This is a genomic window from Psychrosphaera haliotis, from assembly GCF_009728465.1.
Taxonomy (GTDB): Bacteria; Pseudomonadota; Gammaproteobacteria; order Enterobacterales; family Alteromonadaceae; genus Psychrosphaera; species Psychrosphaera haliotis.
In genome coordinates this window covers 277,877-291,667 of the sequence record NZ_WOCD01000003.1, presented here as the reverse complement: position 1 = coordinate 291,667, position 13,791 = coordinate 277,877, and the positions used below count along the sequence as shown (strand labels likewise).

General features: G+C 39.7%; 13 protein-coding genes and 7 tRNA genes. 18 read left to right on the top strand and 2 right to left on the bottom strand.

From position 1 onward, the window contains the following. Positions 1–41 precede the first annotated feature (41 nt). The 17 genes from pspA to GNP35_RS06085 all read left to right on the top strand — a co-directional run bounded on the left by pspA (position 42) and on the right by GNP35_RS06085 (position 10,385). Positions 42–713, top strand: coding sequence for a phage shock protein PspA (gene pspA, locus GNP35_RS06165; RefSeq protein WP_155695304.1), 672 nt, complete (start codon positions 42–44; stop codon positions 711–713). 23 nt (positions 714–736) lie between these two features. Beyond that, complete coding sequence (pspB, locus tag GNP35_RS06160; protein WP_155695303.1) at positions 737–976, top strand: envelope stress response membrane protein PspB; 240 nt, start codon at positions 737–739, stop codon at positions 974–976. Positions 977–994: 18 nt separating this feature from the next. Next, complete coding sequence (gene pspC, locus GNP35_RS06155; RefSeq protein WP_155695302.1) at positions 995–1,432, top strand: envelope stress response membrane protein PspC; 438 nt, start codon at positions 995–997, stop codon at positions 1,430–1,432. 214 nt (positions 1,433–1,646) lie between these two features. Then, positions 1,647–2,891 (top strand): trans-sulfuration enzyme family protein, encoded by a 1,245-nt coding sequence (locus tag GNP35_RS06150; protein ID WP_155695301.1) that lies wholly within the window; start codon positions 1,647–1,649, stop codon positions 2,889–2,891. 6 nt (positions 2,892–2,897) lie between these two features. Then, a complete protein-coding gene (phhA, locus tag GNP35_RS06145) occupies positions 2,898–3,692 on the top strand; it encodes a phenylalanine 4-monooxygenase (protein WP_155695300.1) in 795 nt (264 codons plus the stop codon). 170 nt (positions 3,693–3,862) lie between these two features. Next, complete coding sequence (gene tyrR / locus GNP35_RS06140) at positions 3,863–5,428, top strand: transcriptional regulator TyrR (protein WP_155695299.1); 1,566 nt, start codon at positions 3,863–3,865, stop codon at positions 5,426–5,428. Between the two features lie 2 nt (positions 5,429–5,430). Next, positions 5,431–6,069, top strand: a complete 639-nt coding sequence (gene maiA, locus GNP35_RS06135; protein ID WP_155695298.1) for a maleylacetoacetate isomerase — start codon at positions 5,431–5,433, stop codon at positions 6,067–6,069. 120 nt (positions 6,070–6,189) lie between these two features. Continuing rightward, positions 6,190–6,837, top strand: a complete 648-nt coding sequence (uvrY, locus tag GNP35_RS06130; RefSeq protein WP_155695297.1) for a UvrY/SirA/GacA family response regulator transcription factor — start codon at positions 6,190–6,192, stop codon at positions 6,835–6,837. A gap of 9 nt (positions 6,838–6,846) precedes the next feature. Beyond that, positions 6,847–8,679 carry an excinuclease ABC subunit UvrC gene (gene uvrC / locus GNP35_RS06125; protein ID WP_155695296.1) on the top strand — a complete coding sequence of 611 codons (1,833 nt, stop codon included), beginning with the start codon at positions 6,847–6,849 and terminating at the stop codon, positions 8,677–8,679. 52 nt (positions 8,680–8,731) lie between these two features. After that, positions 8,732–9,325, top strand: a complete 594-nt coding sequence (gene pgsA / locus GNP35_RS06120; protein ID WP_155695295.1) for a CDP-diacylglycerol--glycerol-3-phosphate 3-phosphatidyltransferase — start codon at positions 8,732–8,734, stop codon at positions 9,323–9,325. A gap of 154 nt (positions 9,326–9,479) precedes the next feature. After that, positions 9,480–9,555 (top strand) — tRNA-Gly (locus GNP35_RS06115). A 25-nt stretch (positions 9,556–9,580) separates the two neighbouring features. Next, positions 9,581–9,654 (top strand) — tRNA-Cys (locus GNP35_RS06110). 18 nt (positions 9,655–9,672) lie between these two features. Further along, positions 9,673–9,759 (top strand) — tRNA-Leu (locus GNP35_RS06105). A gap of 78 nt (positions 9,760–9,837) precedes the next feature. After that, positions 9,838–9,913: transfer RNA gene (locus GNP35_RS06100), tRNA-Gly, on the top strand. 94 nt (positions 9,914–10,007) lie between these two features. Next, positions 10,008–10,083 (top strand) — tRNA-Gly (locus GNP35_RS06095). Positions 10,084–10,144: 61 nt separating this feature from the next. Then, positions 10,145–10,231 (top strand) — tRNA-Leu (locus tag GNP35_RS06090). A gap of 78 nt (positions 10,232–10,309) precedes the next feature. Next, positions 10,310–10,385, top strand: a tRNA-Gly gene (locus GNP35_RS06085). 348 nt (positions 10,386–10,733) lie between these two features. Here the strand turns inward: GNP35_RS06085 and GNP35_RS06080 are convergent. Together GNP35_RS06080 and GNP35_RS06075 are read right to left on the bottom strand one after the other, a co-directional pair. Beyond that, on the bottom strand, positions 10,734–11,666 hold the full coding sequence (locus GNP35_RS06080; protein WP_155695294.1) for a mechanosensitive ion channel family protein: 933 nt from the start codon (positions 11,664–11,666) through the stop codon (positions 10,734–10,736). 9 nt (positions 11,667–11,675) lie between these two features. Further along, positions 11,676–12,647 carry a magnesium transporter CorA family protein gene (locus GNP35_RS06075; protein WP_155695293.1) on the bottom strand — a complete coding sequence of 324 codons (972 nt, stop codon included), beginning with the start codon at positions 12,645–12,647 and terminating at the stop codon, positions 11,676–11,678. 257 nt (positions 12,648–12,904) lie between these two features. On the opposite strand from GNP35_RS06075, the gene GNP35_RS06070 reads away from it, so the two are divergent. Further along, positions 12,905–13,627 (top strand): YebC/PmpR family DNA-binding transcriptional regulator, encoded by a 723-nt coding sequence (locus GNP35_RS06070; protein WP_155695292.1) that lies wholly within the window; start codon positions 12,905–12,907, stop codon positions 13,625–13,627. Positions 13,628–13,791 lie beyond the last annotated feature (164 nt).

Genomic DNA, 13,791 nt, shown 5'->3' with positions numbered 1-13,791 from the left:
AGAACGGGAACGTTCAAACAACCAACATAGAGGTAAGTATTATGGGAATTTTTTCACGCTTTGCGGATATTGTGAATGCAAACATTAATTCATTGCTTGATAAGGCGGAAGATCCAGAAAAAATGGTTCGCCTAATTATTCAAGAAATGGAAGATACTTTAGTTGAGGTTCGTTCATCGTCAGCAAGAACCTTAGCGGATAAAAAAGATGTCGTTCGAATTATTGAACGATTAAAAGCAGAAGCGTCGGATTGGCAGAATAAAGCTGAACTTGCGCTTTCTAAAGATAGAGAAGACTTGGCGCGTCAAGCGTTAGCTGAAAAGCAAAAAAGCGAAGAGCAAGTGGAAGCTTATGAAAAAGACTTGTCTGCTCTTGATGATCAAGTTAGCCGTCTTCAAGATGAAATTGGTCAATTACAAGCTAAGTTAGAAGATGCAAAAGCGCGTCAGAAAACAATTTTGATGCGCGGTAAAACAGCTTCTTCAAGATTAGATGTGAAAAGCAAGCTAAGTAACGGCAAGCTGAATGATGCGCTTTCTCGATTTGAACAGTACGAACGTAAAATTGATAGCATTGAAGCTGAAGCTGAGTCTTACGACTTAGGCAACAAAACATTAGCGGATGAATTTGCTGAATTAGAGTCATCAGAAAAAGTGGATAGTGAACTTGAAGCACTAAAAGCAAAATTAAAGTCGAACAAAAAAGAAAATTAATTAAATAGGCCAAGGAGAACAATATGGACGATGTAGTAGGAATTTTAGTAGCGCCTATAATTATATTCATGATTTTTGTGGCGCCAATCTGGTTGATTATGCATTACCGTAGTAAAAAGCAAGTTAGCCAAGGATTAAACGAAAGAGAGATTCAAGAGCTGTACGACTTAGCGCATAAGGCTGAGTCGTTGGGAGAGCGAGTTAAAACTCTAGAGTCTATATTAGATGTTGAAGCGCCAGGATGGCGTGGACAACCTCGTTAAAAGATGAAGAGGTTTATTATGACAAAGCAAACAACTAAAAAGTTACAACGTATACCGAGTAAAGGCAAAGTAGCAGGCGTGTGTGCCGGTTTGGCCGAGTTTTCAGGAATTGAAACTTGGTTAATAAGAGTTATCTGGTTCAGTGGTATTATCTTTTCAGGCGGCTTTTTTATCGTCGCTTATATCGCCGCTTGGTTTATTTTGGATAAGGATGTAACAGAAAGTCCAACAAAAGGGAGCTTTTCCTCACAAACCAAGCCGTGGGCTACTTTTGAGCAGGAAATTGACCAAGCTGTTCATGTAAAACGCAATGTATATCAGGCTGGAGAACCACCAGTGAAAGCGTTTAGAGATATTAAAAGACAGTTTGATGGCATTGAAGCGCGTATTAGAGGAATGGAAACCTACGTTACGTCGAACGAATACACGTTAAAACGTGAAATTAATAAACTTTAAATAAATACCTACTATTTACGTACTGTTCTTTAATTTCTAAAGCCGCTTAAATGCGGCTTTTTGCTGTTTGTTGCTGTTGTTTGGAATGTAAATTTTGATTTACATTCGGTTTGCACTTAATAGTACATTTAGATTATTAACTCTAACAAAATTTATGCAAAGTCTCTCTCAAATGACTCATTAGTAATGTCATGCCTTTTAAGAAGAGTACTTTATGAATATTAATAACAACAAGAATAAAGCTCCACATCCAGACACACTTTGCATCCACGCGGGCAAAGAGAAAGGAGCCTATCACGGCGCATTAACCAGTCCATTGTTTCAAACGTCTACCTTTGTATTTGAAAATGCAGCGCAAGGTGCTGCTCGATTCGCAGGTGAAGAGCCTGGATATATTTATACTCGATTAGGTAACCCAACAACCCGTGAGCTTGAAGTAAAAATGGCTGCGCTAGAGAAAATGGAAGACGCCGCAGCGACCGCAACCGGAATGGCCGCTGTTTCAGGTGCGTTATTGAGCTTTTTAGAAGCGGGCGATCACATCATTGCCTGTAAGGCTATTTATGGCTGTTCATTTGCGTTACTAAATCATCAGTTGCCTAAGTGGGGCATTGAAGTGACCTTTATTGATATGGACAACATCGAAGAGTTTAATCAAGCGCTAAAGCCAAATACAAAGATGGTATTTGCTGAGACACCAATTAACCCAAACCTCAGGGTACTTGATTTAGAAATGTTCGGTAATTTTTGTCAGAAACATAATTTAATATCCGTTATCGACAATACGTTCATGTCTCCGCTGTTACAGTGCCCGGCTGATTTTGGCATTGATATCGTTATTCATAGCGCCACAAAGTACCTAAATGGCCACGGTGATGTCATTGCTGGAATAATCGTTTCTTCGGCAGAAAAGATAGAAACTATCAAGTTAACTATCCTAAAAGACGTTGGCGGCACGATGAGTCCACATGATGCGTGGTTAATTCTACGTGGATTAAAAACACTTTCTGTTAGAATGGCTAGGCATTGTGAGTCAGCTCAAACTGTTGCAGAGTATTTAGAAATGCATCCGTTGGTTTCAAAAGTCTATTACCCAGGTTTACCATCACACCAAGGTCATCAGTTTATTGGTAAACAAATGAAAGGGGCAGGTGGCGTTGTTGGCTTTGAATTAGAAGGCTCAGTTGAAGAAGGACAAGCGTTCATAGATGCAATGCAGTTATTTTCTATTGCGGTGAGTTTAGGTGACGCTGAGTCATTAATTCAGCACCCTGCGTCAATGACACACTCACCCTATACTCCGGAAGAGCGTTTATCCGCCGGAATTAGCGATGGACTTATTCGTATATCGGTAGGTCTGGAAAATGTAAATGATTTAATAGCTGATCTAAAGCAAGCGTTTGACTATATACTTGCATTAAGATCAGATTCAGTAAGTACAGCAGTAAGCTGGAGGTAAGGCAACATGGCTAAACAGTCGACATACAGTTCAAAGCAGTCTGACGCAAATGGTATTATTCATTGGAGTGACGATGAAAACCAAGTTTGGAGCGAATTGATCGAACGCCAACTAGACGTAATTAAAGGCAAGGCTTGTGATGAGTACTTTGAAGGCCTAGAGAAACTCGACATGCCAAAAGATCGAGTACCGCAACTTGGCGAAATAAGTGAAGTTTTGCTGGATACAACCGGTTGGCAGTGTGCGGAAGTTCCTGCATTAATAAACTTTGAGTCGTTTTTTAAACTATTAGCAGAAAAGAAATTCCCAACGGCTTCGTTTATAAGACGCAGAGAGCACTTTGATTATTTGCAGGAGCCTGATATTTTTCATGAAATATTTGGTCACTGTGCAATGTTAACAAACCCTGCATTTTCTGAGTTTACTCATACTTACGGTAAGTTAGGTTTAGCTGCGACCAAAGAAGAGCGCGTTTATTTAGCTCGCCTATATTGGTTTACTGTAGAATTTGGTTTGATGAAACAAAATGACGAACTTCGCATCTATGGTGGTGGTATTTTATCCTCACCAGGTGAAACGGAGTACGCCTTTAATTCAGATATTCCTGAGCGTAACACTATGAATGTTATTGATGCATTCAGAACGCCTTACCGTATAGACATTATGCAACCTAAATATTATGTCATTGACGGCATCGAGCAATTATTTGAAATATCTCAAATGGACTTGATGGGCATGGTGAGAGATGCGATGAAATTAGGTTTATATCCACCTACTTTTCCGCCAAAAAACGTTGCTTAACAGTTTAATACGCGTTTATAAAACAAACGTTTAAATTACTATTTAAAGAGGCACTTGGTTGTGCCTTTTTTGATCCCCCAAGGTGTAAATAATTGTTGCCAACGTGGCGCTTTTGTATTTACAATTGCAAACTTACAAGAACACTTTCAGTTTTCATACTCGGAGCAATGATGCGGTTACAAATTGCCTGCCAAGACCGAATGGGCTTAGCGAAAGAAGTACTTAATATTCTCGTTGATCACGATATTGATTTGCGAGGCATTGAGTTTGATAAAGTCAGTAAGTGTCTTTATGTCGCGTTTCCAAAAATAGACTTTGAAGCGTTTCAACAAGTCATGGCCGCGATTCGACGAGTTGATGGCATCACGGATGTTAAAACCACTAACTTTTTGCCTTATGAACGCGAACATAATGAATTGGTGACGTTGTTAAGAATATTACCTGACGGCGTTATTTCAATAGATAGCAAAGGTCAAATTGTAACTGCAAACCAAGCTTCGTTGGTGGATCTTGGCGTATCTGAATCAGACATTATTGGTCAGCCAATTCAAAGTATTCTAAAAGGGTTTAACTTTGTAAAATGGCTTGATGCTAAAGAAGTAACCGGCCAAACATTAAAGCTTACTGGCAATAATGAAGAGTTTGTAACAGATATTCTCCCTATTAACGTAACCGACGAAGACGGCAACGTGCAGTTAGCTGGCGCTGTAGTTAACTTAAAATCTCATAGCCGTCTAGGCCAACAAATCAATGCCTTCAGAGATGACAACAACGAGTCGTTTAATGATATTTTGGCAAATAGCACAAGTATGCGAAGAGTCATTCGTGAAGCTAAAAAAATGTCTCAACTTGATGCGCCGGTATTATTACAAGGCGAAACAGGCACGGGCAAAGAACTTCTAGCTAGAGCCTGCCATGACGCAAGTGCTCGCAGTGAACATCCATTTATTGCATTAAGCTGCGCATCTTTACCTGACAACGTCGCTGAGTCAGAGTTATTTGGATTTAGCGGAGACGCTTTTGATACACAAGATACATCAGGTAAAAGAGGTATTTTTGAGCAGGCTAATGGCGGCACTGTATTCTTAGATGAAGTAAGTGAAATGTCATCTGAAATGCAAACCAAGTTACTTCGTTTTTTACAAGATGGCACCTTTAGAAGAGTAGCTGAAGAGCAAGAAGTAAAAGTAGACGTTCGTGTTATCTGTTCTACCCAAAAAGATTTATCAAATATGGTGCAAGAGGGCGAGTTTAGAGAAGACTTGTATTATCGCTTAAATGTTTTGAGCATCACCATTCCACCACTTCGTGAACGAAGAATGGATATTAACCCGCTTGCAAATCACTTTATTCAGAAATTTGCCACGGAGCTTGGCAAACGCGCCCCTACGTTATCTAAAAATTGCTCTGAGTATATTCAAGGTTACCCTTGGCCTGGTAATACGCGCCAACTGGAAAACAGCCTGTATCGTGCAATTAGTATTTCTGAGAACGACATATTAGAGCAACAAGACCTAGAACTACCTTGTTACAGCAATGAATTTGGTTATTTAGATGAAGGGTTTGAGGGCAGTTTAGATCAAGCCGTTAAACGATTTGAAGCAAGTTTATTAAGAAAGCTTTACCCGGCTTATCCAAGTTCACGACAATTAGCCAAAAAATTAGGCCTGAGCCATACCGCTATTGCAAACAAACTACGTGATTACGGCATTAATAAAAAAAGCACGAAGGTATAACTATGAAATTATTTGGATACTGGCGATCATCAGCGGCATACAGAGTAAGAATCGCTTTGAATTTAAAGAAGATAGACTGCGAATTAATTAGCATACACTTAGTTAAAGATGGTGGTCAGCAACACTCACAAAGCTATAAAGAATTAAATCCTAATGAGTTAGTGCCAACGTTAGTTGATGGTGAAATGTCACTAAACCAGTCAATGGCGATATTAGATTACCTAGAACAAAAATACCCGGACGTTGCACTCTTGCCAAAAGGCCTAGAGGACAATGTAAAAGCAAAAGCGTTAGCTTACGATATTGCCTGTGATATTCATCCGCTAAATAACCTTAGAGTATTAAGTTATTTAAGCAATGAGTTAAACCAAGAAGACGCGATTAAAAAGCAGTGGTATCAACACTGGGTTGTTGTCGGTTTTAAAGCGCTTGAAGCTTCTTTGGCTAGGACAAAAGGACTGTTTTGTTATGGCGATGAAATTAGCTGGGCCGATATCTGTTTGATTCCACAAGTGTATAACGCAGAGCGCTTTAATGTTGATATGAGTCAATTTCCAAACATAATGGAAGTAACAAACCGTTGCAGGGCGCTACCAGAGTTTTGGGCTGCGGCACCAGAACAGCAGGCTGACGCAACTTAACCAACTGATAAATATATTTTTATTTGTTTTTTTAGTAACCAGGGTGACGGTATATTTATATTGCCTTACTTTGAGTTTATGGTAGTTTAATGCGGTATTTTGTGACTGAGGAGAAAGGCCTTGATCAACATATTATTAGTTGATGATCACGAGTTAGTTCGTACTGGTATCAGACGTATATTAGAAGACGTACGCGGCATGAAAGTGATTGGTGAAGAAGAATCAGGCGAAGCTGCGTTTCAGTTTTGCCGTTCTAATGAGCCTGATATCGTATTGATGGACATGAACATGCCAGGTATTGGTGGTATTGAGGCGACAAAAAAGATTTCTCGCTACTGTCCCGACGTAAAAGTGATTATTTTAACCATGTATGCTGAAGACCCTTTCCCAACAAAGGTAATGCAGAATGGTGCTCAAGGTTTTTTAGCTAAAACGACTTCTCCGGATGATCTTGTTAATGCGATAAAACAGGTTAATGTTGGCCAACGATTTATTTCTGCCGAAATAGCCCAACAAATGGCGTTAAGCCAATTTAATGGTGTTGATTCAGATAAACCTTTTGATGCTCTCAGTGAGCGTGAACTTCAAATCATGATGATGATCACCAAAGGTGAAAAAGTACAAGATATTGCCACTCAACTTAATTTAAGCTCAAAAACGGTTAATAGTTATCGTTATAGGATGTTTGAAAAACTTAATATCTGTAACGACGTTGAGTTGACTCACCTTGCTATTCGTCACGGCATGCTTGATATGGAAAAACTGTAATTCTAAATTATGTCTGCCGACAAATTCGACTCTTCTAAGTTTTTAAAACATGTAACCACCGAGCCTGGCGTCTATCGTATGTTTGACGCTGGTGCGACGGTTATTTATGTTGGTAAAGCAAAAAACCTAAAAAACCGTTTATCTAGCTATTTCCAGAAGAACGTATCCAGTGTTAAAACGCAAGCGCTGGTGGCTCAGATTTGTAATATTGAAGTTACCGTTACAGAAACTGAAACAGAAGCGTTAATTCTAGAAAACAATCTAATAAAAGAGTATCTCCCCAAATACAATATTCTTTTACGTGATGATAAATCTTATCCTTACATTTTAATTACTGATCACAAGCATCCAAGACTCACTATGCATCGTGGTAAAAAGCGAAATAAAGGCCACTACTTTGGGCCTTTTCCTAGCGCCGGTGCAGTTTGGCAAAGCTTAAGGATCATGCAAAAAATATTTCCGGTTAGGCAATGTGAAGATGGGTTTTATAAAGTTCGAAGTCGTCCATGCCTTCAGCATCAATTAAAAAGGTGTTCCGCACCTTGTGTGGAAGGTTTTGTTACGGACGAGCAGTATCAAGAGCAAGTTGAGTTGGTTAAAAAGTTTCTTACTGGAAAAAGCCAAGATGTTATCGACTTGCTGATAAATAAAATGGAAGTTGCCAGTGAAAAGCTTCATTTTGAAGATGCCGGTTTTTACCGAGATCAAATATTCGCTCTGCGTAAAGTCACAGAGCAACAAAATGTAAGCGGTACTATCGATGAAATAGACGTTTTAGCCTTCTCTAGTGATAAAGGCTTAGCCTCAATGCATGTTTTGTATATTCGAGACCAAAAAGTATTAGGCAGTAAAAACTTTTCTCCAACAGTTCCAGCAAATTCAGAGCCAAGCGAAATTGTCACTTCGTTTATTAGTCAGTTTTACTTAAATGGTGTTGGTGGCCAAAATATACCTAAAACCATCATTGTCCCGCCAGAAACAGAAGAGCTTGAAGAGCTGGCAGCTGCGATTGCCCAAGTACGAAGTGCAAAGGTAGAGTTGGTTAAACCTCAACGAGGTGAAAAGTTTAAGTATTACCAACTGGCACAAAAAAACGCGGATATTGATTTAGCGACCAAGTTATCAGATGGCCGTGCGATAAGTAGCAAGTACAAAGAGTTATGCGAAGTACTGAAAGTGCCTAAAATCGAAAGGATGGAATGTTTTGATATTAGTCACACATTTGGTGAGTATCCTATAGCGTCTTGTGTTGTTTTTGGTCCAGAAGGTCCAACTAAGTCGGCTTATCGTCGCTATAACGTTAAAGGCGTAAAAGGTGGCGATGACTACGGTGCCATGGAGTTTGCGCTTAATAAGCGATACAAGAACGTAGAATCCGCTGAAAATGTACCTGACGTATTGTTTATTGATGGTGGCAAAGGGCAACTGAATAAAGCGGAAGCATTTTTTTCTGACTGGCCTTTAGAAAAGTCTCCAATTATTGCAGGTATTGCAAAAGGAGAGGGCAGAAAGGCAGGATTGGAAATTTTGTATTTAAATGGTGGTGAAATAGAAATTGATTTACCACCAACTTCCTTGGCCCTGCATTTGATTCAACATATCCGAGACGAGTCTCACAGATTCGCAATAACAGGCCATAGAAATAAGCGCAATAAAGCCAAAACGCAGTCTATCCTGCAAGATATGCCGGGAGTAGGTGCAAAACGACGACAAGCTCTGCTTAAAAACTTTGGTGGTCTACAAGGCGTTATGGCAGCCAAAGCAGAAGACTTTGCTAAAGTTCCTGGTATTAGTAAACAATTAGCAGAAGACTTGCATGCGTTCTTGCATGACAAGGATTAAATAGGCATCATCTACACTATCTCCTCCAAAACAATAATGTAGTAAAATTTTTATGTGGAATATTCCAAATATTTTAACGTCTTTTCGTATCTTTTTAATTCCGGTAATGGTGTATTTTTACTATTTACCTGCAGATGTTTATGAGTGGAAATACTTTGCTACGGCCTTTATTTTTTGGTTTGCTGCAATAACTGATGCTCTTGATGGATATTTAGCAAGAAAACTAGATCAATCTACTCCGTTTGGTGCGTTTTTTGATCCCGTGGCAGATAAGGTGATGGTTGCTGTCGCGTTCATTGTTGCTGTGGATGATTACACTAATGCTTGGGTTGCTGTGCCTGCAATGATTATTGTTGGGCGCGAAATTGTTATTTCTGCGCTTCGTGAATGGATGGCTCAAATGGGACACAGCGGTGATGTGTCTGTATCTATGGTAGGAAAATTCAAAACCGCTGCTCAAATGTTAGCCTTGATTGGTTTGTTGTGGCACCCAAATGAGTATTGGGTGTTTGAAGGTTGGTTGCTAGGTCCGCTGTTAGATTATGCAACGTGGTTCTTTTTATATACAGCTACGTTACTAACGGTTTGGTCGCTATTTATTTACTTTAAAGCAGCCTGGCCATTCATTTCTGGTAAAAAAGACTGATTTTTGAGCGTGTCAGCTAAAAAAACAGCAAACGACACTAAAATGTCATTTTTATTGCAATTAGCGGTTGACTACAAACAATCAAAATGTAGAATGCGTTTCCGTTGTCAGCGATGATAACAAACAGAAGTCTAGGAAGACATTTGTGAAGTGCGCGAGTGTAGCTCAGCTGGTAGAGCGCAACCTTGCCAAGGTTGAGGTCACGAGTTCGAACCTCGTTACTCGCTCCAAACAAATGTAGTCAAGCAATAGCTTGGCGGGTTGGCAGAGTGGCTATGCAGCGGATTGCAAATCCGTGGACCTCGGTTCGACTCCGGGACCCGCCTCCATGATTTCGAAATAGTGTCGCCCGGGTGGTGAAATTGGTAGACACAAGGGATTTAAAATCCCTCGCTTAACAAAGCGTGCCGGTTCAAGTCCGGCCCCGGGCACCATTTACTGCTTAGCAGTAAGGTTAGATGAAACATACCAGGATCATCTAATTATCTAAATTACACGAAAGTGTATGTGACGCGAGTGTAGCTCAGCTGGTAGAGCGCAACCTTGCCAAGGTTGAGGTCACGAGTTCGAGCCTCGTTACTCGCTCCAATTTAGATTGGTGTAAGATACAGTGTTAGTGATACAAGTATGAAAGATGAATAAGGCTTATTGGTTTTATTAATCGGACAGAACGTAATGTGACGCGAGTGTAGCTCAGCTGGTAGAGCGCAACCTTGCCAAGGTTGAGGTCACGAGTTCGAGCCTCGTTACTCGCTCCAAATTTTGAAGCTAGAAATAGCTTAAGTAGAGTACCAACTTTACTATAAAAATACCCCCGATGCCCGGGTGGTGAAATTGGTAGACACAAGGGATTTAAAATCCCTCGCTTAACAAAGCGTGCCGGTTCAAGTCCGGCCCCGGGCACCATTTACTGCTAAGCAGTAACGTTAGATGAAACATACCAGGGTCATCTAATTGTATAAGTTACACGAAAGTGTATGTGACGCGAGTATAGCTCAGCTGGTAGAGCGCAACCTTGCCAAGGTTGAGGTCACGAGTTCGAGCCTCGTTACTCGCTCCAATTCTTATCTAAAGAAAAATCCCACAAAGTAAAGCCTTCAAAAAAGAATATAAAAATACAAAGTTTTAAAAGAAAGCTTAAAAATTTCAAATTTCAGAAATAAGAGTTATCAGAAACAAAAGTTATCAGAAACAAAACCCCCTAGAAAAAACACTCTTAAAAATAAAATCATTCAAGCATTAAAACTCCTTTTAAAACGTTTTTAATATTTCAGATAATCTAAATCTAAATCTAAATCTGCTCGTTGGGTTTGATTGCGCTAGACAGAACGCCAGCGCAAGTTGTGGGAGTGTTACTCTCTAGAGACAGATAAAAAGTTTGTTTAGTATGGCATTCCTTGCCTTCTAGTTATTTACCGTCATGTGGTTTTATGTTGTCGCTACTACTGCTTTGGCTGCTAATGCTTTGGTTGGCACCACTACCACCAAACCCAACTTCACTACTTCGAATGTGCAAATCGCGCTGTGGAAACGGGATTTCAATGTTGTTTTCACGTAATGCGTCGTCTATGGCCCACAAGTAATCAGACATCAGTGCAGTAGGGCGTTTAACTTGCTCATGTGATACCCAAACCCCAAGAGTAAAGTTAATAGCACTGTCGCCAAAGCCTGTCATCCAAACAATGGGTTGTCGACCTGGAACTGATAATGTGTAATTAACGGCTTTAGCAGCCTCTAGAGCCGCCGTTTTGACAACTTCTTTGTCAGAGCCATAAGCAACACTAAAAGGGATCCTGAAGCGTCTCACATTGTCTGCAAGTGTCCAGTTGGTAACAATACCTGACACTAAATCTGCGTTAGGAATTAAAATATCAATATTGTCGTTGGTTCTTACTAAAGTGGCTCGCATATTAATTTCTATTACTTCGCCAACCAAACCTGAACTAATCTCAATAAAATCGCCTACTTTTAAGCTTCGCTCAAACATGATCATTAAGCCGGAAACAAAGTTATTCACCATTCCTTGCAGGCCTAAACCAATACCAATACCTAGCGCACTGGCCATAATCGCCAGCTCAGTTACCTTGAAGCCAAGCATAGTAAGGGCAATAATAAAGCCGACAAACAGAATTAAGTAGTGAATGATCCGGCTTATAATATAAAGATGATGATGGCTTGTATTACCTTGTTGTCGGGCAAGTCTGTTAAAACCAGCCTGAAGCACCTTGCTAACAACTGCAGTAATGACAAGCACCACAAAAAATGAAATTAATTGCCCTAGTTTTAAACTAAAATCCCCAACTTTAAACAGTTGAACATCTAACCACGCTGCATCAATCATTTGCTTTTCCTATAACCAGTTTTTCTTTTTGAATAGCCCAATCAAACCAACGGCGATAGTGAGCATGACGCCAATCAAAATAAAGTATCCGTTTTCCACCTTGAGTTCGGGAATATAGTCAAAATTCATCCCATACAGTCCAGCTAAAAAGCTAAGCGGAACAAATACCGCGGTAATGACAGTTAAAACCCGCATCGTTGCATTTAGTTGGTGAGAGGTTACAGAAAGGTAACCATCAACAAGATCGCCACAAATGTCGTAGTAAAGTTGAGACAAGCTTAATAGCCTATCCAAACGCTCGTTTAGGTCGTTAATTGTGTGAGTCTCTTTGTTGGTTATAAGCTGAGTATCTTCATCATCAATGTAAGACGCCAATGCTTTACCAATATTTACATGGTAGCTAAATGCACGACGAAGCTTTACCAGCCTAGACCGATAAGTTGTTATATCTCGCATTAACGAGTCTGAACCTTTGTTTTGAAACTGATCTTCCAAACTCTCTAGTTCTGTCTCAAAGTCTAAAAGTTCAGTTAAATAGAGGCCACAGCTGTGGTGAAATATTCTGGTCGCTAAATGAATAGGGCTTCGTTTTAAGTATTTTGCTCCAGCTTCAGTGAACATTGCATTGATGGCCGTCGACTCTTTTTCATGACGTGAAATGAAAATACGTTCGCCAATAAAAAAGCTAATTTGTAGGTGCTCGAAGATTAACCCAGGCTGAGTTTTATAAATGCCACGATACAACAAGAACAAATAATCTTTGAATAACTCAATTTTAGGCGGGTGTCTGTCTCTTTGAGCATCGGTAATAGCTAACGTGTGACACCCTAAGCTCGTTAGAAGTTTAGCTTCAGACTTTTGCTCCTCTCCCGTCAAATCAATCCAAATGGAACAGGTTGCATCAGACTTCCACTGTTCTACTAGTTCAGAGCCGCCAAATAGTGTATTTCCATTGGCATCCAACAACATACAATTAATCATTTATAGAATTCCCAAATATTACCGTAGATTTACGATATTTTTGTCCTTATAGCAGTAGTTTAGCCTAAGTAAAACAAAAGTTTTTATGTAACTAATTCTGCTAGCAACCTAATCAGCTTGCTATTTTTAATAGACCTGAAGCATTAATCAAAAAATAACCTTAAAAAATGTTATCAACACTGCACGAAATCTTTCGTTTATGTATAATGCCAAACTATACCAATGCGTAAAATCATCAAATAAAAAAAGAGATTAAGATGGGAAGAGCTTACCAAAACCGCAAAGAATCAATGGCTAAAACAGCGAATATGAAGACTAAGGTCTATTCCAAATACGGAAAAGAGATCTATGTAATTGCTAAAAACGGCGGCGGTGACCCAGATACAAACATTGCATTAAAAAATATCATTGAACGTGCGAAAAAAGATCAAGTTCCTGCACACGTAATTAAAAACGCGGTTGATAAAGCTGCTGGCGGCGCGGGTGAAGATTACTCTCCAGCTCGATATGAAGGTTTTGGCCCAGGTGGCTGCATGGTAATCGTGGATTGTTTAACAGATAACAACAACCGTACTATCATGGAAGTTCGTAATAGTTTTACTAAAACCAACTCAAAGCTAGGTGCTCAAGGCTCTGCAGCTCACATGTTTGATCACGTTGCCATTTTTGTTTTTGATGGCAATGACGAAGATGAAGTTTTAGAAGCGCTAATGATGGCAGATGTTGACGTTACAGACGTTGAAAGTGAAGAAGGTAAAATTACCGTAACTGCACCACACACAGAATACAATAACGTAAAAACCGCGTTGGAAGAGTCATTCGAAGGCGTTGATTTTGATGTTCAAGAAATCTCTTGGGAACCACAAACAACAACTCCAGTGACAGGTGACGACGTAGCCATGTTTGAGAAATTCATGGACATGCTTGAAAATTGTGAAGACGTGCAAGACGTTTATCACAATGCAGAAATCGAAGGCTAATTGTTTCTAGTAAGCAAGTTTTTTAAAGCTTAGCTACTCAATTAATAAAAGACATCTTAAATTTCAAAACGACAAAAATTTAGAGAAGCCCTGCCAATTGGTGGGGCTTTTTTGTTCGGCTAAGTTTACTTTAAGTTTCACCGACTACATTAAATTAGCCGTTA